The sequence below is a fragment of the Phytobacter diazotrophicus genome, from assembly GCF_052061655.1.
GTDB lineage: Bacteria > Pseudomonadota > Gammaproteobacteria > Enterobacterales > Enterobacteriaceae > Phytobacter > Phytobacter diazotrophicus.
Genome location: NZ_CM125428.1, coordinates 50,175 through 72,353 on the forward strand (window position 1 = coordinate 50,175; position 22,179 = coordinate 72,353).

Annotated in this window: 23 protein-coding genes; 11 read left to right on the forward strand and 12 right to left on the reverse strand. The window is 51.8% G+C overall.

Features of this window, described 5'->3' with window-relative positions:
- The first annotated feature begins 229 nt into the window (after positions 1–229).
- Positions 230–1,183 (forward strand): aldo/keto reductase, encoded by a 954-nt coding sequence (locus ACS0RQ_RS00245; RefSeq protein ID WP_271849177.1) that lies wholly within the window; start codon positions 230–232, stop codon positions 1,181–1,183.
- A gap of 218 nt (positions 1,184–1,401) precedes the next feature.
- Complete coding sequence (locus tag ACS0RQ_RS00250; RefSeq protein ID WP_271849178.1) at positions 1,402–2,322, forward strand: WYL domain-containing protein; 921 nt, start codon at positions 1,402–1,404, stop codon at positions 2,320–2,322.
- On the opposite strand, the gene ACS0RQ_RS00255 is transcribed toward ACS0RQ_RS00250, so the two are convergent.
- Positions 2,279–2,674 (reverse strand): (R)-mandelonitrile lyase, encoded by a 396-nt coding sequence (locus ACS0RQ_RS00255; protein ID WP_222556666.1) that lies wholly within the window; start codon positions 2,672–2,674, stop codon positions 2,279–2,281. The genes ACS0RQ_RS00250 and ACS0RQ_RS00255 overlap by 44 nt on opposite strands.
- A 203-nt stretch (positions 2,675–2,877) precedes the next feature.
- Positions 2,878–3,480 (reverse strand): helix-turn-helix domain-containing protein, encoded by a 603-nt coding sequence (locus tag ACS0RQ_RS00260; RefSeq protein ID WP_271849179.1) that lies wholly within the window; start codon positions 3,478–3,480, stop codon positions 2,878–2,880.
- A gap of 44 nt (positions 3,481–3,524) precedes the next feature.
- Between ACS0RQ_RS00260 and ACS0RQ_RS00265 the strand changes: the two genes are divergently transcribed.
- Positions 3,525–4,211, forward strand: coding sequence for a B3/B4 domain-containing protein (locus ACS0RQ_RS00265; protein WP_271849180.1), 687 nt, complete (start codon positions 3,525–3,527; stop codon positions 4,209–4,211).
- A 74-nt stretch (positions 4,212–4,285) separates the two neighbouring features.
- Here ACS0RQ_RS00265 and ACS0RQ_RS00270 read toward each other — a convergent pair whose 3' ends face one another.
- Complete coding sequence (locus ACS0RQ_RS00270) at positions 4,286–5,185, reverse strand: LysR family transcriptional regulator (protein ID WP_271849181.1); 900 nt, start codon at positions 5,183–5,185, stop codon at positions 4,286–4,288.
- A gap of 117 nt (positions 5,186–5,302) precedes the next feature.
- Between ACS0RQ_RS00270 and ACS0RQ_RS00275 the strand changes: the two genes are divergently transcribed.
- The 6 genes from ACS0RQ_RS00275 (at position 5,303) to ACS0RQ_RS00300 (ending at position 9,287) form a co-directional block, all read left to right on the forward strand.
- Positions 5,303–6,052: an SDR family NAD(P)-dependent oxidoreductase gene (locus ACS0RQ_RS00275; protein WP_071195106.1), complete on the forward strand. Its 750-nt coding sequence runs from the start codon at positions 5,303–5,305 to the stop codon at positions 6,050–6,052.
- 118 nt (positions 6,053–6,170) lie between these two features.
- Positions 6,171–6,401, forward strand: coding sequence for a type II toxin-antitoxin system VapB family antitoxin (vapB, locus tag ACS0RQ_RS00280; protein WP_132440406.1), 231 nt, complete (start codon positions 6,171–6,173; stop codon positions 6,399–6,401).
- The gene (vapC, locus tag ACS0RQ_RS00285) at positions 6,401–6,805 is read left to right on the forward strand and encodes a type II toxin-antitoxin system tRNA(fMet)-specific endonuclease VapC (RefSeq protein ID WP_271849182.1); all 405 of its coding nucleotides are present in this window, start codon (positions 6,401–6,403) and stop codon (positions 6,803–6,805) included. The genes vapB and vapC overlap by 1 nt, the downstream gene beginning before the upstream one ends.
- 230 nt (positions 6,806–7,035) lie before the next feature.
- Positions 7,036–7,734 (forward strand): amino acid ABC transporter permease, encoded by a 699-nt coding sequence (locus ACS0RQ_RS00290; protein ID WP_271849183.1) that lies wholly within the window; start codon positions 7,036–7,038, stop codon positions 7,732–7,734.
- Entirely contained in the window at positions 7,712–8,479 is a 768-nt protein-coding gene (locus ACS0RQ_RS00295) for an amino acid ABC transporter ATP-binding protein (protein WP_039080076.1), read from the forward strand. The genes ACS0RQ_RS00290 and ACS0RQ_RS00295 overlap by 23 nt, the downstream gene beginning before the upstream one ends.
- 34 nt (positions 8,480–8,513) lie before the next feature.
- Entirely contained in the window at positions 8,514–9,287 is a 774-nt protein-coding gene (locus ACS0RQ_RS00300) for an amino acid ABC transporter substrate-binding protein (protein WP_271849258.1), read from the forward strand.
- A 99-nt stretch (positions 9,288–9,386) separates the two neighbouring features.
- Here the strand turns inward: ACS0RQ_RS00300 and ACS0RQ_RS00305 are convergent, their stop codons facing one another.
- Genes ACS0RQ_RS00305 through ACS0RQ_RS00315 form a run of 3 tightly spaced genes read right to left on the reverse strand, consistent with a single transcriptional unit; the run spans position 9,387 to position 13,042 of the window.
- Complete coding sequence (locus ACS0RQ_RS00305; RefSeq protein ID WP_110296008.1) at positions 9,387–10,547, reverse strand: MFS transporter; 1,161 nt, start codon at positions 10,545–10,547, stop codon at positions 9,387–9,389.
- Positions 10,547–11,824, reverse strand: coding sequence for a hypothetical protein (locus ACS0RQ_RS00310; RefSeq protein ID WP_271849184.1), 1,278 nt, complete (start codon positions 11,822–11,824; stop codon positions 10,547–10,549). Before ACS0RQ_RS00310 ends, ACS0RQ_RS00305 begins: the two co-directional genes overlap by 1 nt.
- Positions 11,825–11,854: 30 nt before the next feature.
- Positions 11,855–13,042, reverse strand: coding sequence for an ROK family transcriptional regulator (locus ACS0RQ_RS00315; RefSeq protein WP_271849185.1), 1,188 nt, complete (start codon positions 13,040–13,042; stop codon positions 11,855–11,857).
- Positions 13,043–13,593: 551 nt separating this feature from the next.
- Here ACS0RQ_RS00315 and ACS0RQ_RS00320 point away from each other — a divergent pair.
- Together ACS0RQ_RS00320 and ACS0RQ_RS00325 are read left to right on the forward strand one after the other, a co-directional pair.
- Positions 13,594–14,049 carry a helix-turn-helix domain-containing protein gene (locus ACS0RQ_RS00320; protein WP_271849259.1) on the forward strand — a complete coding sequence of 152 codons (456 nt, stop codon included), beginning with the start codon at positions 13,594–13,596 and terminating at the stop codon, positions 14,047–14,049.
- 359 nt (positions 14,050–14,408) lie between these two features.
- Positions 14,409–14,624 carry a VapC50 family PIN domain-containing toxin gene (locus ACS0RQ_RS00325; RefSeq protein WP_271849186.1) on the forward strand — a complete coding sequence of 72 codons (216 nt, stop codon included), beginning with the start codon at positions 14,409–14,411 and terminating at the stop codon, positions 14,622–14,624.
- A 105-nt stretch (positions 14,625–14,729) separates the two neighbouring features.
- On the opposite strand, the gene ACS0RQ_RS00330 is transcribed toward ACS0RQ_RS00325, so the two are convergent.
- From ACS0RQ_RS00330 to ACS0RQ_RS00355, 6 genes are all read right to left on the reverse strand, one after another.
- Complete coding sequence (locus ACS0RQ_RS00330; RefSeq protein ID WP_039080081.1) at positions 14,730–16,079, reverse strand: GntP family permease; 1,350 nt, start codon at positions 16,077–16,079, stop codon at positions 14,730–14,732.
- A 95-nt stretch (positions 16,080–16,174) separates the two neighbouring features.
- A complete protein-coding gene (locus tag ACS0RQ_RS00335) occupies positions 16,175–18,142 on the reverse strand; it encodes a YjhG/YagF family D-xylonate dehydratase (protein ID WP_271849187.1) in 1,968 nt (655 codons plus the stop codon).
- A gap of 10 nt (positions 18,143–18,152) precedes the next feature.
- On the reverse strand, positions 18,153–19,058 hold the full coding sequence (locus tag ACS0RQ_RS00340; protein WP_271849188.1) for a dihydrodipicolinate synthase family protein: 906 nt from the start codon (positions 19,056–19,058) through the stop codon (positions 18,153–18,155).
- Positions 19,059–19,062: 4 nt separating this feature from the next.
- Entirely contained in the window at positions 19,063–19,851 is a 789-nt protein-coding gene (locus ACS0RQ_RS00345; RefSeq protein ID WP_071195098.1) for an IclR family transcriptional regulator, read from the reverse strand.
- 198 nt (positions 19,852–20,049) lie between these two features.
- Positions 20,050–21,060, reverse strand: coding sequence for a fimbrial protein (locus ACS0RQ_RS00350; protein ID WP_271849189.1), 1,011 nt, complete (start codon positions 21,058–21,060; stop codon positions 20,050–20,052).
- A 19-nt stretch (positions 21,061–21,079) separates the two neighbouring features.
- Complete coding sequence (locus ACS0RQ_RS00355) at positions 21,080–21,787, reverse strand: fimbrial biogenesis chaperone (protein WP_271849190.1); 708 nt, start codon at positions 21,785–21,787, stop codon at positions 21,080–21,082.
- Between the last annotated feature and the right edge of the window lie 392 nt (positions 21,788–22,179).

Genomic DNA, 22,179 nt, shown 5'->3' on the forward strand with positions numbered 1-22,179 from the left:
GGGGTATGCCATCTGCGTCTATCGTCAGACAACATTCAGCTTTCAAAAAGCCACGTTTTGCTAACCCCTGATGTGGTGATAGGCGACTATTGTTGAAGCCACACAAAAAAATCAGGGATCGCGTTCAGTGAGGAATGCGGCGAAAAGGCGTATATCAGCGCCCAATGTTGTCCGGGCTGGCGACGCGAGGAGTGCCGGGTTCAGTCCGTCATCTAAAAGGTATGTGCGAATGGCTTTACGTTCATTAGGTACCACGGGTTTACAGATCCCCCGGCTGGTTTTTGGCGGTAACGTATTTGGCTGGACCGTGGATGAGAAGCAGAGTTTTAGTTTGCTGGACGCGTTGCTGGAGCGAGGCTTCACGGCAATCGACACCGCGGACGTTTACTCTGCGTGGGCGCCGGGTAACAAAGGCGGCGAATCGGAAACCATCATAGGTAAGTGGTTTGCCGCCCATCCTGGCGTGCGTGAAAAAGTGACTCTTTTTACGAAAGTCGGCGCTGATTTGGGCGCTCCAGGCAAAAAAGGCCTTTCCGCACGCTGGATTGAACAGGCTGTCGAGGACTCATTGCGCCGTCTGCAAACCGACTACATCGACTTGTATTTCTCCCACTGGCCGGACAGCGAAACGCCGTATGACGAAACCCTGGGAGCATACCAAAAGCTGCTTAAAGCCGGAAAAATCCGTGCGGTCGGGGCGTCAAACCTCAATGCGGAACAGTTACAGGCTTCTCTGAAGGTGGCGGATGACAACGGCTTGCCGCGCTATCAGGTACTGCAACCGGAATATAACCTGTATGACCGTGACAGTTTTGAAGGAAAACTGCAGGAGTTAACGGTTCGGGAAAATATCGGTGTGGTGACCTACTACAGCCTGGCGTCGGGTTTCCTGTCGGGCAAATACCGCAGCGAAAACGATCTCAGCCAGAGTCAGCGCGGGCAGGGCATCAACAAGTACCTGAATGCACGTGGCTTTGCCATTCTGGATGCGGTGGACAAGGTGGCGGAGAAACATAATGTGAAACCTGCTGAGGTAGCGCTTGCCTGGCTTATCGCTCAGCCTGGTGTGACTGCACCTATCGCCAGCGCCACAAAAATCGCCCATGTGGAGAGCTTCGTGACGGCAGTGTCGCTGGCCCTTTCCAGTGAGGATATCGCGGTACTTAATAACGCTGGTCAGTAAGGCACAAAACCGGATGGTTATGCGCCATCCGGTGCGCTTTTCCCACCTAAAAATTGTAGTTTTGCATGACCTGAGACAATTTTTCCCGTCGTTCGGTTGGAGTTTTTGTCGCCCCTGCCGTTAACCTCTTTGATGAACGCCACGTATTACCGCACAAGTCTGGCAGGGGTTTGCCGCCGCGTAAGCACCTTCTGACTTGTCGTTCGGGACAGGGAACCATGAAGGAAAGTCACGCAAAGAAACACGACGTGCTGATTGAGCGACTGTGCGAAATTTTCTCGGTCCTTTATCAGGGAAATACCATCGATAAAGCATGGTTATGCACGAAATTTGGCATTACGGCGCGCACCGCGTACCGGGACCTGGCGCGGCTTGCCCACTTGCTGGATCAGGTCTCGCCTGGACGCTATCGCCTGAGCACGCATCTGCTGCCGACACTCCATACCGGGCACCTGGCGGAATTTGCTGATTTCGCGGGCGTTGCGCATCTTTTCCCTCGTCGGGACGGACAGTCGCTACGTAACAGCATGAAAAACCGGGATAACATCGCTTTTCATGGCGTCAGTAGCCGGGAAAATTACACCATGGATGACCTGATAGGCCAGCTCAATCAGGCTATCGCCGCCCGGCAGGAAGTCACGTACCGCTATCGTGAGAAAAACCGCTGCGTTCAGCCGTATCGCCTGATAAACCATTATGGTTTGTGGTACCTGGCGGCGGTGGATGCGGGCACGCTCAAGGCCTTCGAACTGGCGCTGATTTCCCAGTTTGCGCCAGGGGCAAACCGTTTCACGGCCGATCCACTGGTGCTGGAGGAGCTGGAAGCAGGCTCGGGCATTCGCTTTGGCAAAAAGACAGAGGTGCAATTACGGATTTCGGCTCATGCGGCGAAGTTCGTCAGCCGACGCCCGCTTTTTCCTGCTCAACGCCTGGTGGAACGGCACGACGATGGCGGTATGACGATTTCATGTGACATTCGCGACCCGCACATGCTGTTTCGCTGGCTGCGCTACTGGTTACCGGACGTCAGCATCCATTCGCCCGCTTCCCTGCGTGACGCGTTTAAGCAAGATTTACAGCGGCGTTACGCCGAGGCTAGCGACGATATTGTTCATCCGATACCTGCTCAAGCCAGGTAACCGGGCTGCCGTTTTGTGATTCGGCGATAGCGATATGGGTCATCGCATTGTCTGGCGTTGCGCCATGCCAGTGCTTCACATCCTGCGGGATCCAGACGATATCGCCCTGGTTCATCTCCTCAATGGGTTCTCCCTCACACTGGATCCAGCCTTTGCCATGGGTGACGATCAGCGTCTGACCAAGCGGATGGGTATGCCATGCCGTGCGCGCGCCCGGTTCAAAGGTGACAGTCGCGCCGCCAACGCGCGCCGGGGCATCGGTCTGGAACGGGGAGTCGAGGCGCACGCGGCCGGTAAAATAGGCCTCCGGGCCGGGTGCGGAAGGGACAGAACCACTACGGATAATTTTCATTTTCTTCTCCTGAAAGGTAAAAACCACAGGATTAAGTTTACGCAGTGCCGCCGGGATTGATTAGTCGGGGAAATCGAAAAGAACTTATGAGAGACATTCATGAGTATCTCAGGGTGGGAGCCTGGCTGTGCGGCTACAGAGTAACGGCGAGCCGGAGCGATGGAATCGGATTGCGGGCGGCAGAATGGGGTTAAAAGACTAACTCATGAATGGCGTTCACTGACCGTCATGGTAAACCACACTTCTTCATCACTGTCGTTGGCATAGGCATGGGGCGCATCGGTCCGGGCTACGGCGGAGCTGCCCTGCGTGACGGCCAGGACGGTTTCATCGACGGTGACGGTCAATATGCCCTGCTCCACATGCAGCAGTTCGAAGGTGCCAGTCGGATGGCCCGGTGAGCTAAAACGTTCGCCGGGAAACAGATGCCAGCGCCACATTTCCAGCATGTCGGGCCCACTGGTGCCTGCCAGTAAGCGGGCCGAACCGCCCTTATCCCCGTGCCACAGTACCGGGATATCCCCGGCGTCAATCAGGTGGACGGCGGGTTTACTGGCCACATCGACAATATCCGCCACGGAAACGCCCATCGCCGCGGCGATTTTACACAGCATCGCGATGCTGGGGTTGGCCAGACATTTTTCGATCTCGACCAGCATGCCTTTGCTGACACCTGCCCGGCGGGACAGTTCGTCCAGAGATAGTTTTTGTTGCTGGCGGAACGCTTTAATTCGCACCGCCACGGCCTGGCTAACGGCCTGGAGGTTGGCACCTGAGTCGGTCGGTATATTGACTTTTTTGGTCATCGGTCACTACTATGGGATAAATTAGTCACTAAAAGGATTATCCGATGCTTTCTGTTCAGCCGTCAATCGACGCCGGTATCGCCCGTATTGCGCCACAGTTTCGCGCGCTTAGCATGATGGTGGAGGCCGCACCGTTAAGGCATCCTCAGGTGGGAGAAGCGGCGCTGGCGCGTGCCTGTGCAGAGGTGGTGGCGGGTGGCCCTGATTGGGCGCAGGCGCATCTGGATGCGTGGAGCGAGGTGTTTAAACGTTTCGGTGCGAAGCCAAAACGCACGCCATGTTCTGCCGACGCGCTGCGAAAACGGGTGTTGCGTGACGGCTCGATGGCGGCGATTGATCCGGTGGTGGATCTCTATAACGCCATCAGTTTGCGCTATGCGATTCCGGTGGGCGGGGAGAATCTTGCCGCGTATGTGGGCGCACCGAGGCTGGTTATCGCCGAGGGAACAGAGCGTTTTGACATGATGAAAGACGGACAACTGGCGGAAGAGTCGCCGGAGCCCGGTGAAGTGGTGTGGCGTGACGATCTTGGGGTGACGTGCCGCCGCTGGAACTGGCGGCAGGGTGTGCGTACCCGCTTGAGTGCGTCCGACAGCCAGATGTGGTTTATCCTGGAAAGCCTGCCGGAGATGCCGATTGATGCTTTGCACGCCGCAGGCGATGAGCTGGCTGCCGGTTTGCAGGAGATGATGCCTGGCAGCATTATCCGTTCGTCGCTGCTCACGGTGTGAAAGGGAATATCCCGGATGCGGTGCGCCCGTAGCCCCGGCAAGCGTAGCGCCGCCGGGGATGTCCCGGATGAGCACTACAACCTCGTCAACGTCGCAAAATAGGCAGCGAGATTGTCAATCAGGGCCCTGACCGCAGGCGGCAACCCTTTGCGCGTAGTGAATACCAGGTGAACTATCCCCGGCACGCTACGCCACTGCGGGAATACCTGCACCAGCTCCCCCTTCTCTAACGCGCGATGGCAAAAGTGCTCCGGCAAAAACGCCACGCCGAGCCCCTGACTTGCCGCCGTACGCACCGCCGCAAAATCACTACAACTCATCATCGGCTCATGACGAAACATCATGCTTTGCTTAACGCGATTTTCCAGCGGCCATTCCACTTCGGCGTCGCCATCGTTGGTGCTGAGCGTGGGCAGGGTATTCAGTATGGCGATATCCTCTCCCGCACGCCGCGCCAGCGAAGGGCTGGCTACCAGAATGCGGTGCGAAGTACCCAGCGTGCGCATGATGAGTTCTGCATCGCTATTAAGCTGCGTGCGCACACGCAGGGCCACATCAATGCGCTCATTAATCAAATCCACGGGCCTGTCGAGAGCAAGGATTTGTAGCCGGACCTTCGGGTAGCGGTGCATATAGGCCATCAGCGTGTCAGAAACCACCTCCACCATCCCGGTCGGGCAGCTAAAACGCACCAGGCCATGCGGCTCGGCATGGGCATTCATAATCAACGCCTCTGCCTGCTCAGCCTCTTGCAACATGGCCCGGCAGCGCTGATAAAACGCCTCGCCCACTTCGGTGACGCGAAAACGGCGGCTGGTTCGCTCAATCAGCCGTACGCCGAGGCGAGATTCCAGCTCGGCAATCCGGCGGCTGAGTTTTGATTTTGGTTCGTGTAATGCCCTGCCTGCGGCGGCAAAACCCCCGTGGCGCACCACCTCGGCAAAATAGCGATAGTCATTCAGATCGGTACGCATTGTCGCCTCATCGTTCCTTTAATAGAACGATAGGTAGCATAATTGCTATCTTTTTGCACTATCGTTCCACTGGTATCTTCATCATCACTAACCCAACGGAATAAACCGGAGCTTAAAATGAACAGATACAGCAACAAAGTGGTGGTAGTGACTGGCGGTACCAGCGGCATCGGCCTGGCAACAGCAAAAGCCTTCGCAGCAGAAGGGGCGCATGTTTACATCACCGGGCGTCGCCAGGAAGCACTGGACAAGGCGGTACAAGCCATCAGCGGCAGCGTGGTCGGCGTGCGTGGCGATATGGGACAACTGGCCGATATCGACCATCTCTATGATGTGATTCAGCAACAGCATGGTCAGATTGATGTGCTGGTGGCGAATGCCGGCGGCGGCGACTTTGCGCCCCTTGGTGAAATCACCGAACAGCATTACGAGCAGACCTTTAACACCAACGTAAAAGGCGTGCTTTTCACCGTGCAAAAAGCGCTACCGCTGCTCAAAGATGGCGCCTCCATTGTGTTGACGGCCTCGACCACCAGCGTGAAAGGTACGCCGGCATTCAGTGTGTATTCGGCCACCAAAGCGGCGGTACGTAACTTCGCCCGTAGCTGGATTCTGGATCTTAAACCGCGCCGTATTCGCGTCAATGCCGTAAGCCCTGGCCTGACCGATACCGCCGGACTGAATGAGCTGTTTGGCGGTGGTGAGCAGGCGGAAGGCACCAAATCCTGGCTCTCCGAACAGGTACCGTCAGGCCGTATTGGCCAGCCTTCTGAGGTTGCCAGCGCCATCACGTTCCTCGCCTCGGATGATGCGAGCTACATCAACGGTATCGAACTGTTTGTTGATGGTGGCCTGGCGCAGATTTAATGTATAAGTGTTGCCCCGCATCAGGAAGGAAAGGTGTGGGGCAATGACGTATATCCCATTGACATATCCTGTGCATGATTTAAGCTTATCGTGTAAATTTTCACCAGCGGAGGATCGTGTGGAAAAAACGACACTCTTTAAAAGTAATCGCAGCCAGGCCGTACGTTTACCTAAAGCGGTTGCTCTGCCTGATGATGTGAAACAGGTTGAGATTGTGGCATTAGGCAGGACACGGATAATTACTCCTGCTGGAGAAGCCTGGGATAGTTGGTTTGATGGCGAGAGCGTGAGTCCCGACTTTATGGGGGCGCGAGAGCAGCCAGGGGAGCAAAACAGGGAAGATTTTTAATGCTGAAATATATGCTGGATACCAACATCTGCATTTTTACCATCAAGAATAAGCCTCCTGTAGTACGTGAAGCATTCAGACAACATTATGACCGCATGTGTATCAGTTCTGTCACCCTGATGGAATTGATTTATGGCGCGGAAAAGTCAGCGATGCCAGAGAAAAACTTACGTGTTGTTGAAAGTTTTGTCGCAAGGCTTGAAGTGCTTACGTATGGTATCGAAGCCGCAACACATACCGGGCAAATTCGGGCGGAGTTGACAAAGCTCGGTACACCTATTGGCCCCTATGACAGTATGATTGCTGCTCACGCCCGGTCTCAGGGATTAGTTTTGGTTACCAACAATACCCGCGAATTTGAGCGGGTCCCTGGAATTCGTTTGTCTGACTGGACGATTCAATGATATCTGAGGTGAGTCTTATAAATAGACTCCCTCTGGATTGTTGATGCATAAATCCTTTATGCCTAAAACACAAAAGCATTTCCATAAATAGCAATTGTGAAAAGTAGCTATCCATTCCTGGTATATCTCGATACATCCGCAATAACCCCGTGGTAGACTCGCCTTATAAAATATATCGATGTCATCTAATTTATAACAACTGAAATAATCATTTTCAGGGAAGGTGAAGTGTGCCTGATTGGTTATCGTTAGCAATAGATTCATTTTGGCCAATGCTGTATGCCGGGCTGACATTTACTATTCCATTAACATTGATTACCTTCGTCCTTGGATTAATTCTGGGGTTCGTTGTGGCGTTAATTCGTTTATATGGACCTGCGCCGCTGAAAAGCCTGGTGCGCTTTTATGTCTGGATTATTCGCGGCACCCCCTTACTGGTGCAACTGTTCCTTATTTTCTATGCATTACCGAATGCGGGTATCACACTCGATGCGTTTCCATCGGCGGTGATTGGCTTTACGCTGAATATTGGCGCCTATACCTCGGAAGTGATCCGGGCGACCTTGCTCTCGGTACCAAAAGGCCAGTGGGAAGCGGCACACTCCATCAGCATGAGCTGGAGCCAGTCGCTGCGGCACATCATTTTGCCGCAGGCGGCGCGCGTGGCGGTTCCGCCATTATCAAACACCTTTATTTCACTGGTAAAAGACACTTCGCTTGCATCGGTGATTACGGTTCCGGAGATGTTTCTCGCCGCGCAACGTATTGCTGCCGTCACCTACCAGCCGCTTATTCTTTATAGCGAAGCAGCGCTCCTCTATTTGTTGATCAGTTCCGTCTTATCGTATTTACAGGCGCACCTGGAAACCCGATTAGAAAGAAATACCGTGGTTAAGGAAAATAATAATGATAACGCTATCCGGAATTGAGAAAAGTTTTGGTTCGCAGAAAGTACTGCACGATATTTCTCTTACGCTTCCGGAAGGTAGCGTCACGGCATTAATTGGTCCCTCCGGTAGTGGAAAAAGTACATTATTACGCTGTGTCAATTTGCTGGAAATTCCGCAGGCCGGAACGGTGAAAATTGGCAGCGAAGATATTTCATTTAACGGACACGCCAAACCGAAGAAAAAAGACATCCGGCGCATATGCCAGCAGACCGGCATGGTCTTTCAGAATTTTCAGCTATTCCCGCACTTAACGGCGCTGGAAAACATCATGCGCGGGCTGGTGGTGGTGCAGAAATGGCCCGTTGCCAAAGCCAAAGCGCGGGCGGAAGAGTTGCTCACCAAAGTGGGCATGCTACATAAACGCGACGCCTGGCCTGCCATGCTCTCTGGCGGCCAGCAGCAACGCGTAGCAATTGCCCGTGCACTGGCTCCGTCGCCGAAAGTTTTGCTCTGCGACGAACCGACGTCGGCGCTCGATCCTGAATTGTCGCTGGAAGTCGTTGCCGTCCTGCGCCAGCTCGCCCAGGAGGGGACAACCATGTTGATGGCGACACACGATTTACGGCTGGCGGCGAATATCGCCAACCAGGTTGTCTTCCTGGAGTCCGGGCACATTGTGGAGAGCGGCACCTCGAAAGCCATCTTCACCCAGGCGAAAAAGACGCGAACACAACTGTTTATTTCCACCCTGACCGACACCCTTCCCGATTCCTGGGAAATTTAAAACAACAACACGGCAACTCTTTAAGGAGCTAATGATGAAAGTATTAGTCACTGCATTGCTGGCAGCCGCCATTCAACTGAGCGTTTCCCACGCTGCTTTCGCGGCAGACGATCTGGCCACTATCAAATCTGCCGGGGTGTTAAAAATCGGCACTGAAGGCACCTATCCGCCGTTCACCTACCATGATGCCTCTGGAAAACTGGTGGGCTTTGATGTGGAGATTGGTCGCGAAATCGCTAAACGTGTTGGCGTGAAGGCGGAGTTTGTCGAAGGCAAATGGGATGGCCTGATTGCCGGGCTGGACGCTAAACGCTACGACGCGGTCATCAATCAGGTGTCGATTACCCCGGAGCGTAAGGCGAAATTTGATTTCTCCGAACCCTATATTTCCTCCAAAGCGGTGCTGATTGTTAATAGCAATAACACGGCGATCAAGAGCTTCGATGACCTCAAAGGCAAGAAATCTGCCCATACGCTGACCAGTAACTATGCGCAACTGGCGCGTAAATACGGCGCGGAAGTGGTGGGGACCGATGGCTTTGACCAGTCGGTATCGTTAGTCGCCCAGGGGCGTGCGGATGCCACCATCAACGACAACCTCTCATTCCTCGACTTCAAGAAACACAAGCCGGATGCACCGGTGAAAATTGTGGCGTCGCAAAATGATGCAGAACAAGTGGGTGTCCTGATTCGTAAGAATGAAGGGGAGCTGCAACAGGCGATCAATAAAGCCCTGGACGGCATTAAAGCTGACGGGACCTACCAGAAGATTTCCAATACCTACTTCGGGACCGATGTCTCTAAATAACCGGTCAGCCGCAGCGGTCATTGCGCCGCTGTAGGTTTTAAAAAAGGGCAGCAGTTGCACGGGAGAGCCAGGGGCAAACTGCTGCCAAAAGTACAACGTTTACTGCGCTTTTTCTTTTATTAGCATTGCAAGGACAAAGAACACGGCGACGAAAGCGATGATGAAGTTAAAGCCCGTCGAGATACCGTAACTGTCGGAGACCTGGCCTATGACCGACCCGGCCAGCGCGCCGCCGAAGCCAGAGGCGACATAAATCAGCCCCATCACCGAACCGCTTTTGCGAGTAAGGCGCGTGGCAATCGCTGCCGCCGTCGGGAACAGCACGGACATGGCAAAGCCGAACAGCATGAACAGGTAGACGAACTCCACTACCAGCATGCGGCTGACGATGATGGAAACCAGCGACAGAATCGAGAACCAAATCAGCGTCCGGCGCTCGCCCAGTTTCAGGGTGATAAAACCGCCAATTACGCGGCCAATAGTAAACAGCCCGGCAAACGAGGAAATAACATAAGCGGCTTTCGCGGCCTTACCGGCGGCGTCCAGGTCTGCGATATCGAGTGCGGCGTAGAAGATCGGGAAGAAGTTCAGGAACGCCGCTTCGGCTGCCACATAGAACAGCAGGAAGGCGATCACGACCATGATGCGTTTCTGGGTCAGCAGCTCGATAAAGTCACTCAGCTTCATGCTGGACTGGGCATTGCTCTCCAGCTTCAATGTGCTCAGAACCAGCACCAGCACGGCGACGATAACGGCGATGCCAACGTAGAAGGCGCGCCAGGAGACACTGTTGGCGAACAACTGATGCAGGATCAGCGGGGTGACAATCATCCCGACGCCAAACATGGCGTTGGAAATATTGAACATCATCCCGGCTTTGTCTTTATAGAAGGTCGGAATGACGGTCACGATGGAGACCATCATCGAGCCAATGCCCAGACCAATCACCAGATAGAAACCAAAGAACAGCGCCACGGTATAGGCAAGGCTGGTGCCCATCAGGCCGGCAATCATCAGCAGCGAGCCGACCAGCATCATGATTTTCAGACCTTTTTTGTCAGTCAGGTAGCCGGTCAGCAGGCTGGAAATCAGAAAACCAATCTGAAACAGGGTAATTAACGTCCCCACCTGACCCATATTGAGATCAATGCTGTGCTGTACCTGTTCAAGGATCAGCCCTTTAGTGTTCTGAATCCCGCCCAGCAAAAACATGGTCATAAAGAGCAGGAAAAAAACTTTCCATTTTTGCGCATTCGTCATTATTTAGCTTCCTTGCGTAGTTCATATTCTCCGATGGCGTCAAACAGCGCCTGATCTGCCCATCCGTAGCAGTAATAGAGCAGGTCATCGCAGGCGCTGGCTTCTGCGGCGCGTACCGCTTCCAGCAACTGCTCTGGCGGCAGATTCCACATCTGGATGCCGCTGAAAATAAAAGTACCTTCCTGCGAGAGCTGGCGTACCCGGTCGTTTTGCTCTTTGACGAAACTGATCGGGAAGCCGGAGGCTTTAAAGTCCTCGTAGCTAAGCGCGTAAGGCAGGTTGAACAACTTTTTAAACGCCTCAAAAGCGGGTTCATGCGCGGCTTCATCGCTGGCAAAGAAATTGACCAGCCCCTGTACGTCTGCACCGCCCCCGAGTTTGTGGTAAGGGAAGTGTTTCAACGTGCCGGAAAGACGCGTCAGCGCGCGGTAATCCTGCCCGAGGATCCAACTGTAGGCCGGTGGCCACAGGTCGAGCCAGAAATGGATATCGCCAATGTTCTCTTTCGCGTTTTTCAGGATACGTTCGACCAGCCCGGTAACGCTTTGCTGGCGAAACGCAACCCAACGGGCAATGATGGGGTTATCGCGAAACGCCTCGACGGGATAAGCGAAGTCCCCTTCGGCAAGGGCGGCAGCGATTTTATCCAGCTCGTCTTTGACCACCTCTGGCGCGAGGCCCTGCGCTTTCATGGCCTGCTGGCAATGCGGGCAGAAACAGGTAAAAAGCCCGGCGGGATTGACCTCTTTTCCGGCCCAGTCAGGAAAGCGGATACGGTCAATCAGGAAGGTGTCGTAACCGTAAAGGCTCTTGATGCGGCTGAACGTTTTTTGCCAGTAATCCGCCACATCCGGTGCATTGGGGCATAGCCAGTACTTGATGACCCGGCCACGATAATCAACGACCTGGTTGTTGGCGATATCACCACTAAAATCCCCGTTCAGGATGTTTACCCAGGGAATCACTTTATAGCGAGTGCCTTCTGTCGCCTGTTGAACCCGGCGCAAAGGGTCGTTGCCCGCCAGCACGCCGGGGTCTATTTTCTGCTGCAGACGCGTATCGGGATTATCAATATTGACGTGCAACATGCCGTTGCCCATTACCGATTCGTGTACCGGGTTATGCGGTAATACGCCCACGGGATACGGATTACGTTCAAAAATGGTATTTAATTCGACAAATAAATGCTCGACGTTCTGCATGCCGTCTATGCGTTGCAGAATGTTCTCCATTCCTTCGTCCAGAATATCGTGCGGATGCAAATGGATTCCTGCCATTATGTTCTCCTTGTCGTCAGGTGATCGGCACTAATTAATTTGTGCGTCTGGCATAAATTGAATTGCGGGATAAATAGCGGAAAGCGCCAGAATGGCGATGCCATAAAGCGGTGCTTTTTCGCGTAATTCTGATAATTCCACGGTGACGTGGGTATTGGTGAAAAGCTGTCTGTCGAGAATAGCCTGCACACGGGGCAAGAAATATTCTGCTGCGTGGGTAACGCCGCCGGTTAACACCACCTTCTGCAGGTTTGCCATCGCCACAAGATTAATAATCCCCATGGCTAAATAATCGGCCATCTCATTGATCAGCGCGCTGGCCAATGGGTCGCCCTTATGCACGTATGACATTATCTTTTCCAGAGAAAGCGTCTGGTTTGTCAGTTCTTTAAATCTGTCGCTGATACCAGAGCCTGAGCAGTAGCTTTCAAAGCACCCCTTATTGCGCCAGTTTTTATAGAGCTGGCCGCGGTTAAAAATCATGTAACCAATCTCGCCGGCTGCGTTATTGGCGCCACGAATGATCTTACCGTCCATCAGCAGGGCTGAGCCTAAGCCAGTCCCGATGCCAATCAGCGCGGCGCTGTTGCTGTTGCGACATTTACCGCACCACATCTCGCCCACCAGCGCGGCACGAATGTCATTCTCCAGGATGACCGGCAGAGAAAGCCGCTTTGTTAGCTCATCCGCCAGGGGAAGACTGGACCAGTCGGGCAGATTGGGCGAGCCTTCCAGCACTACGCCATTACTGATATCGATAATGCCGGGCGTCGCAAGACCAATAACGCCGATACGGCGATGTTCAACGCCACTTTCCACGATAAAGCTGGCGATGCTGTTGGATAAAAGGTCAATAAAGGCATTACGATCGTCGGTCTGGTAAGTCGCTTCGCGTTTTTCATACAAAATCGTGGCATCGAGATTAAACAGTGAAAAGGTAATTTTCGTTCCGCCCAGATCGATGCCAATCCCCAGCCTGGCGTGTGGATCAAAATTAATCAGAATGCCTTTTCTTCCTTGCCCGGTTTGTTCGCTGACGCCGCCTTCAAAAATGATTTTCTCCAGCAGTAAATCGTTAATAATTTCTGAAACGGTCGCTTTGGTCAGTCCACTGATTTTGGCGATTTGCGCGCGTGATAATGGACCCTGCTCGCGAATGATGTTGAGCACCAGCGTCGCGTTCATCTGGCGTAAGGTATTGGGAACCACAGGCGTCATAATGAATACCCTTTAGTTTGCTTTCCATACTTAATCGTAAGTATTAACTGACTTCGATGTCCTTTTTTGCGTATTTATTGCCAGGAATACTGTTTATGTAAAGTGTTTTTGCTTATTTAGTTTGTATTCCATACTAATTTGTTGAGCGCTGTCACACGCTTATGGTTTTTCGTTTTTTGATATTCTTTTTGTGAATGTTTGGGGGTGATGGTTTTTGCTTTTTTAATATTTTTATGGGTGATTTGAATGTTTGTTTTATATATTTTATGAATGCTTTTAAGCTATTTAATTCACTTTTATCTCTTTTTCTTTTTCATTTTTTGATAAAAACAATGGACGTTTTTCGATGGAGAGCTTCGCGCGTTGTGTTTTAAAAGTCCGTTTTTCCGCCCGTAATATCAAACAAGAAGTGGTGATTAGTCGTACCAGGGCGTGACGGCTCAAAACAGATACTCACTGGTTGATCATTCGTTTGTTTCGTTTATTTCGTTTATTGTTGATTTCGATTATTTCGTTTAAACTTCTTCCCATTGCAGAAGGAGGGTAATCACATAACAAAATCGACCTCATTAAATCTTCCCGATACGCGTGAGAGTGAACTGGCACAGCGCGGACAGAAAGAGCTCGCAACATGGCTGTCGACCCGGCTGGAAACACAACGTATCTCGATTATTGGGGATGATGAAAAGACCCACACAATTGAATTGCCCACCAGTGCGATGACGTTGCTAATGGATATTCTTGGCGAGCTGGCATCCGGTAATGCTGTGCAAATTGTGCCCGTCCAGGCCGAGCTCACCACGCAGGAAGCAGCAAACATACTTAATGTCTCTCGTCCCCATATGGTCAAACTGCTTGAGGAAGGGCAATTGCCTTTTCACAAAACAGGTCGCCATCGCAGAGTTTTGTTTGCAGATTTAATGAAATATAAAAACAAACGGGAACATGAAAGCCTGGATGCCATGCAGGCGCTGGCCGATCAGGCACAAGACTTAGGAATGTACTAATGAAACACTCACCTTACCCGGTGATGCTGGATGCATGTGTTTTATACCCTGCGAGGCTAAGGGATTTGCTGATGCATTTAGGGATTGCTGGTCTGTATCAACCAAAGTGGAGTCTCCGTATCCATGAGGAGTGGTGCCGAAATCTATTGCAGAATCGGATGGATATCGCCCCCGCATCACTTAAGCGAACGGTTGAGTTAATGAACATTGCGTTGCCCGATGCCAATGTCACTGGTTACGAGTCGTTAATTGCGGGCCTTGAATAGCCAGATGAAGATGACAGACATGTTCTGGCTGCTGCGATTCGCGCCAAAGCAGAAATCATTGTCACGCTTAATCGCAAAGATTTTCCTCAGGCGGTGCTCAATACATTTGATATTGAAGCGCTCCATCCTGATGATTTCATCTCTGATCTATTCGATCTCAACCATGCTTTGGTGCTCGAAGCGGTGAGACGACAACGCCAGTCCCTCAGGCATCCGCCGCTCACCGTTGATGAATTTCTGACGATGTTACTTAAACAGGGATTACCAATGACGGTAAAAGCACTGGAAGGTTATCGCTACGCCATTTAATGCCAGTGGCGGGATGGTAGCGCGATGTGCTCCCTCTCCTGAGGGAGAGATGTCTACGCGGCACGAAGCCCACGGTGACGCCACTCCCCCGAATTACCGTACGACCTACATCACCATACTCGCCAGTAAGATAAACAGCAGGCCGCAGATGGAGAGCAGGGTCGACATCAGCGTCCAGGACAACAACGTCTCTTTGGTGGTCAGGCCGAAGAAATCCTTAATCATCCAGAAACTGGCATCATTCACGTGTGAACAGATGCAGGACCCCGCACCCGTTGCCAGCGTAATCAGCGCCAGATTGGTATGAGGATGCGCCGCCAGTAGCGGGATGACCAGCCCGGCCGTAGAGATCGCCGCCACCGTGGCTGAACCCAGGCAGATTCGCAGGAACGCCGCCACACCCCAGGCCATCAGAATCGGGTTGATATCCATCCCCGACACCAGCGTGGAAATGTACTGACCCACACCGGAGTCAATCAGCACCTGCTTAAACGCGCCGCCGCCGCCGATAATTAGCAGCAGACCGGCAATCCCGGCAATCGCTTTGCTGCAAGAGTCCATCAGTTCCGAAATGGTTTTCCCACGTCCCACACCCATGGTGTAAATCGCGAACAACAGCGAAATCAGCATGGCGATGGTGGAGTTCCCCAAAAACAGAAAAATGTTATAGAGCGTGCCAGGATCGCCTGCGTCTTTCGGGCGAGCCATTTGCATAATGGTCACCAGCGCCATCAAAATCACTGGCAGCATGGCGGTTAAGAAGCTGATGCCAAAGCCCGGCATTTCGCTCTCGCTAAAACTTTTCGTCGCGCCGAGAGAGGCAATATTACCCTCTTTTTTAAAGGCATCCGGAATCAAACGCTGGCACACTTTATTCAGTAGCGGACCGCAGAGAATAAAGGTCGGAATACCCACGATAATGCCGTAAATCAGCACCATCCCGACATCTGCGCCATATTCACGGGCGATCACGGTAGGGCCTGGGTGCGGCGGCAGAAAGCCATGTGCAACCAGCAAACCGGAGAGCATCGGCACGCACATATACATCGGTGATATTTTCGCTTCCCGGGCGATGGCGAAGATAATCGGCACCAGCAGAATCAGGCCGACTTCGAAAAAGAGCGCAATCCCGACGATAAACGCCGAACAGACCACCGCCCAGTCGAGTTTCTTCGCACCGAAATATTTCAGCATGGTCAGCGCGATACGCTGTGCGCCACCCGCGTCAGACAACAGACGCCCAAGCATCACACCGAAACCAAATATCAAACCAATATGGCCCAGCGTACCGCCAAGGCCGGATTCGACAGAGGTGACAACTTTATTCAGGTTCATTCCACTGGCGATGGCGACCCCGATTGAGACGATAATTAACGAAACAAAGGTGTTTAATTTTATTCTTATAGTTAAAAGCAGGAGTACAGCAATACCTGCCACGACGATAAATAGTGGCATAACGTCCTCTCTTTCCAGGATACAGATGTGATCTACCAGACTGCCTGAATCAGGCAGCCGAATAATAAATAATTTAATAATGGGTATGTCTTAACTCAGGGCTTATTAATATAGTCCTGTAGCGCTTCACTAATTTTATTAACGTCATAAATACAGCCGCGCCATGTCCCGCCGCTCACGGCCTGCAGCATTGCCCAGAGGCGCGTATCATCCGGTAATTCCGGGTCAGGCATTAAATCCGGATGCGTATTACGGGCATTTAATATTGCAGCCGCTTCCTCACGCGATGGCATAATAGTATGGCCATCGGTTCCTAAGAAATTCACCTCCCCATGTAGTTGTTTGCAGTCGATTTTAATTTCAATAATATCTCCGGTACGTAGCTTACCAATCGGCCCACCCGCCAGAGCTTCTGGCCCGACGTGACCAATACAGGCTCCGGTTGAGACGCCGGAGAAACGGGCATCGGTAATTAACGAGACATGTTTACCATATGACAAATGTTTCAGCGCGCTGGTGACCTGATAGGTCTCCTCCATTCCCGTACCGGAGGGGCCTGCGCCAATAATCACCAGAATATCGCCCGCTTTAATTTTGTCGTGTTTGATATCGTAAATGGCGGCTTTTTCCGAGAGGTACACTTTCGCCGCGCCTTTATGGTAATAGACGCCCTCTTCATTAATCACCGACGCATCAATAGCCGTGGATTTAATCACCGATCCTTCCGGCGCGATATTGCCCACCGGGAAAGTAATAGTAGACGTCAGCCCACGTTTAGCGGCCTGTTGCGGCGACATAATCACCTCGTCCGCTGTAACCTGTTCTTGCTTAAATAACAGTTCTTTGAAAATCTGCCGACGTTCAGACTGCTCCCACCAGTCGAGGTTTTCCTTGAGCGTGTTGCCGGTGACGGTCATGACATCTTCATGCAGTAAACCCAGGTTGCGCAGATGCAGCATCACTTCCGGCACGCCGCCTGCCATAAAGGCATTCACTGTTGGGTGATAGACCGGGCCGTTCGGCAGTACGCTCACTAAGCGCGGCACCTGCTTGTTAATGCGGATCCAGTCTTCCACGGTTGGGATATGACAACCCGCCTGATGGGCAATCGCCGGGATGTGCAGCAGCAGGTTGGTGGAACCGCCAAAGGCCGCGTGAACCATCATGGCGTTTTCAAAGGCTTGATCGGTGAGAATATCCTTTGTAGTAATGCCTTTCCGGGTCAGTTGCAGCGCTGCACGGGCGGAAGCTCGGGCGATTTCCTGCCACACCGGTTCGCCTGATGGCGCCAGAGCGGAGTGGGGGATTGCCAGCCCTAACCCTTCGGCCACCACCTGCGAGGTGCCCGCCGTGCCCAGGAACTGACAGCCGCCGCCGGATGATGCGCAGGCCTGGCATCCCGCCCGACGAGCGCCCTGCAATGACAATTCGCCATTGGCAAAACGCGCGCCAATAGTCTGCACTTTGCCGTTATCTTCGCCGTGCAACGCAGGCAGCGTCGCGCCGCCTGGGATCAGCACCGTGGCTTTGTCATGCTGAGAGGCGAGCGCCATCATGGTGGCGGGCAGCCCTTTGTCGCAGGTCGCCACGCCAATCACCGCTTTGGCATCCGGCAGGGAGCGAATCAGGCGGCGCATCACCATTGAGGCATCGTTGCGGTAGGGCAGCGAGTCGAACATCCCGGTCGTGCCCTGCGTGCGGCCATCGCACGGGTCGGAGACATAGACCGCGTAAGGCAGAGCGTTATTGTGTTTGATAACGTCTGCCGCCGCTTTCATCTGGATATCCAGCTCGTAGTGGCCCTGGTGAAGCGCCAGCGCGACAGGTTTCCCGTCTGGCCCGCGAAGCCCGCCCAGCGTGCTCAGTAGCAGAATGCCATCACGGTTAAGCTCGTCTGGCGACCAGCCCATCCCGGCATTCATCGTCATACCAAAAATATCGCCGCTGGGTCGGTTGATCAGCATATCCGGGGTCAGAGGCAGCTCGCCTTGCGGGCCAGCGGCATGCGTCCTGACGCGGTAAATCTCCCGGTTGTCGTTATCAAATATTTCGCGAACAGACATGGTGTTCCCCTTATTGTTTTAAAATTCCCTGAGAGGCCAGGATCGCCTTCACTTTCTCTTTTCCTTCCGCCGATGCTTCCAGAATTGGCGGCAGGCAATACGTGTTCACCGGGAGCCCCACGCACTGCATGGCATATTTGATGAGCGAGACAAACGGGGTTTCCAGCGCATAAATCGACGGCAACTGGAGCAATTTTTTATTGAGTGTGGCGGCCGTGGCGAGGTCGTTTTCCTGCCAGGCGCGGTAGATGCCGATGGATAACTCCGGCGCGAAGTTGGCGCTGGCGGTAATCGACCCGTCACCACCCAACAGCAACGTGTTGAGTAAATGGTCGTCATAGCCGCAGAAAACGGAGAAATCCGGGCGCACTGCTTTAACCGTGTTAATCATTGTGCGCAGGTGACCGACGCTGTCGATGGTGTCTTTAATACCAACGATGTTGTCGTTCTGTAAAACCAGGCGTTTAACGGTGTCTGGCGTTAAGTCCTGGCCGGTCAGATCAGGGAAGTTATAGATGATCACCGGCAGCTTTACGCTTTGCGCGATGCGGTGGTAATAATCGTCCAGGTTGCGCGGGGCGACTTTCCAGTAATAGGGGTTGATGGCAACAATACCATCCGCGCCACAAACCTCAGCGTGCTGCGCCAGTTTTACCGCTTCGTCGGTGGAGGGGGAACCCACGCCAATCAGCACAGGAACGCGTTTATCTGCTGTGGCGACCGCCGCTTCGGCGAGCGCCATCCGTTGGCTGGTGTTCATCTGGCTGAATTCCCCGCCGGTCCCCAGATAAAACAGTCCGTCGACCCCTTTCTCAATCAGGAAATCCGCGACCGCTTTCATGGCGGTTTTATCGATATTTCCGTCGTTATCAAAGGTGCTGGAGACCGGCGGAATAATTCCCCTGAACTTTTTCATTACATCAGTTTCCTTTTCTTAGGTTTTCACTTTCACTCCGGTATCCCAGCCCATATGATATTTGCCCGGCGCACTGGCGGAGCAATTCGAGATAACCATCGATCTTATTTCCTGAATACACCACCGGATCGCCCGACAGTGAGATCGCATAATTAACCCGGTTATACATATTGAATACCGGCATACTCAGACATACAGCGCCATAGGTTGATTCTTCATTGTCTATGGCCCATCCGCGTAGACGCGTTTTTTGCAACTCTTCCCGAAATAACTTCTTATCTGTAAAGGTATTTTCGGTATGTTTGGTGAGCGCTAACGCATCCAGAAAATAATCCATCTCTTCACGGGGCTTCCAGGCAAGTAACGCTTTGCCGAGCGCCGTGATATGTAATTCTAATTTCTTACCTATCCAGCTTTTTTTCGTGGGTACAGAACCGGGACTTTCCACTTTATCGAGGTAAATGGCATAGCAGTCTTCAATGGCCCCTAAATGACAGACCAGCCCGCTTTTTTGCGAGAGTTCCTGCATCGGGCGTTTGGTCACCTCAAAAATATTTTTGCGGTGTAATGCCTGACAGCCAAGCTCATAATTTTTAATGCCAAGTGAATATTGATTGCGATCGCTTTTCGTTAGAAATCCACAATCAACCATGACATTTAATAAATTCAGCAGGCTGCTCTTCGGATACTGAAATTCCCGTAGCAACTCCATAAAACTCGCCGCGCCAACATAGGCAATGTAAGTCAGTATTTTCTCAGCCCGAATAAGTGAATTACACCCTTTACCGCCCATAACGGCTCCTCTATTGATTGAGTAAAAGTTTATCCATCATGTGTAAGGGAGAATACATGTGGTTCAACAGGCTGAACCGAGTTAGGGCAGGGAAACGTGATCTATAGCGAGGTTTTGAATAATGGGGGAACTGCCTGGGTAAGAAGGGAGGGCGGTGTCTCCCCTCCCTGAGAGAGAGGGGAAATTTAACAGCGAAGCCTACTCGTAGGTCATTTCAAACTCCACGGCTGAATTGGCCGAGCCACCTTTGATTGTCCCGGTACGGATATAGCGAGCCTGCATCGGAATGGTGTAACTGCCTGCACCGCTGTAGCCTGTGAATTTTGTTTTAGTATTAAAAGGGACATTGTCTCCATTTTCATACTGCAACTGAATTCCTACGCCACTGGCCGTTGAATCGTTTTTCAAGGTGAGATATTGCCCGGTACCACTGCCCTGGAGCGTAACCCCTGATGCAGGTTTAAAGGTATAACTTACCGCACTCATACCTGCATCACAGTTATTGATTTGAAATTTAAATGGCACAGGTTTGCTGGTAGAGCCGACATCAGGGAAATCAGAATAGGCGTTTTTTTTCATATCAACTGAAATATCAGGTGTCTGGCAGGCCGCAATTTTCAGAGAGATATTAGAAGTGACTACGTTTACCACGCCATAGCGTACCGCCCCGGCAGCGCTGACACTCGTGTTAACCCAGCCTTCAACTAACGGCGAAGGTAATTGTATTTTCCCGGTAGTAACTTCACCAATTTTATAAAACTGAATTTTTATACCCGTGAGACGGTTAGGCAAAGTAAGGTAGTCTGGTGGCCAGGAATACCAGTACTGAAGATCATTATTGACCGCAATATCAAAGCCATAGGCCCAGCCTGTCGACGAGACAAAGTCATCCCATACTTTAATACCGATCCCCGGTACGTTCGTATTATATACATCCGGGAAGAAAGGTGACGGCGGCATCGCTGTTCCATACTTTAACATAACTTGTACTGGTTGTTCTGTACAAACGACGCCTGCATCTGGCCCGGTCGGAATAGTTATAACGTCGCCAATCGGCCCCCATGGTTTATCTTGCGCGATAGAGAGTGTTGTGGCTGGAATTGTTGCCGTATAACTTGTTGGGTTGCTTACCGTGCAACCTGCCCAGCTAACGGGCACAAACAGTGATGCTAAAATAATAAGCGCTATAGAATAGATATATTTTTGCATAATATTATCCCGGTGCTTTTTAATGGCTCAGTCTTGCTTCGTGTTTCGTTAAGCCGCCATAATCATCTATTGTGGTGAAAAATATTTTCTGACTTGTCTTTTCTTTAAATGAGAAGACAGATGTTGCTTTGGCCCGGCACATTCCATGCTGGTATTCATTATCTTTTTCTGATGTCGTCGAAAGACTTATCTTGTGGAAAGAAACGTTAAATGGAGAAGGGTTTATACATTCCACCCCGCCATGCGCGACGCGCCAGCGTAGCGTGGAAACCGCCTCTTCTGGTGAACCTGACAGCCCTTTGGGACGAAAGAAAAGTTTCAGGCGCGAACGGATGGAAAACTGCACATAATCATTCGCACTTTCTTTTTGTGCTGAGGATTTTGGCTGTATTTCAAGGACATTAAGCCAGAAGACCGATTCGTGATCCTGCGGCACCTTACCGCCGGTGTATATGATACGTAAAGTCTGACGTTTCGCTGGGTCAATGCGAAAAATGGGCGGGGTAACGATAAAAGGCACGTTAGCATTATTAGCATTAGTATCAGGATTGCCGTCATCCACCCAGACCTGAATCAGACGCGGGGTGTTTGCATTATTTGTGATGTTAAGCGTCACTTCCTGCTTGTCCGCAGGATAGATAATCCGCGTGGTGTCGATAAGGATGCCTGCCTGTGCGGAAGTCAACAACAATACAAATGTTAATAAAATGGAAATAAGCGTCTTCATACCTAATATCTCTGAACAGAACGTGAATTATCTGGCCCACTTTTTTACAAGGCGCAAGCGAGACTAAATATATATTTAGTGAATAATATTCATGTGGTCAATAATTTAACGGGTATATATGTGTGTTATATATTATTGACGATTTAGTCAGACAGAGTAAAAGTTGGCCTAATATAATCCTTCTTTTATTATCATAAAGTAAACGTCACTTTTTTTGGGAGAAAATTTAGTTTCTAAAAATGAACGGGATTCCCCGTAAACGAAAGCGTGCTACGGGTTTGCTTTATTAAACTGTTCCTTACGTCGATAACGACAGTAAGCATTCGTCTGCGATCTTTGCATCGGGAAGAGAAAACTGAAGGGGATTTGACTTAAGTTTCTTTCGGTGTCGC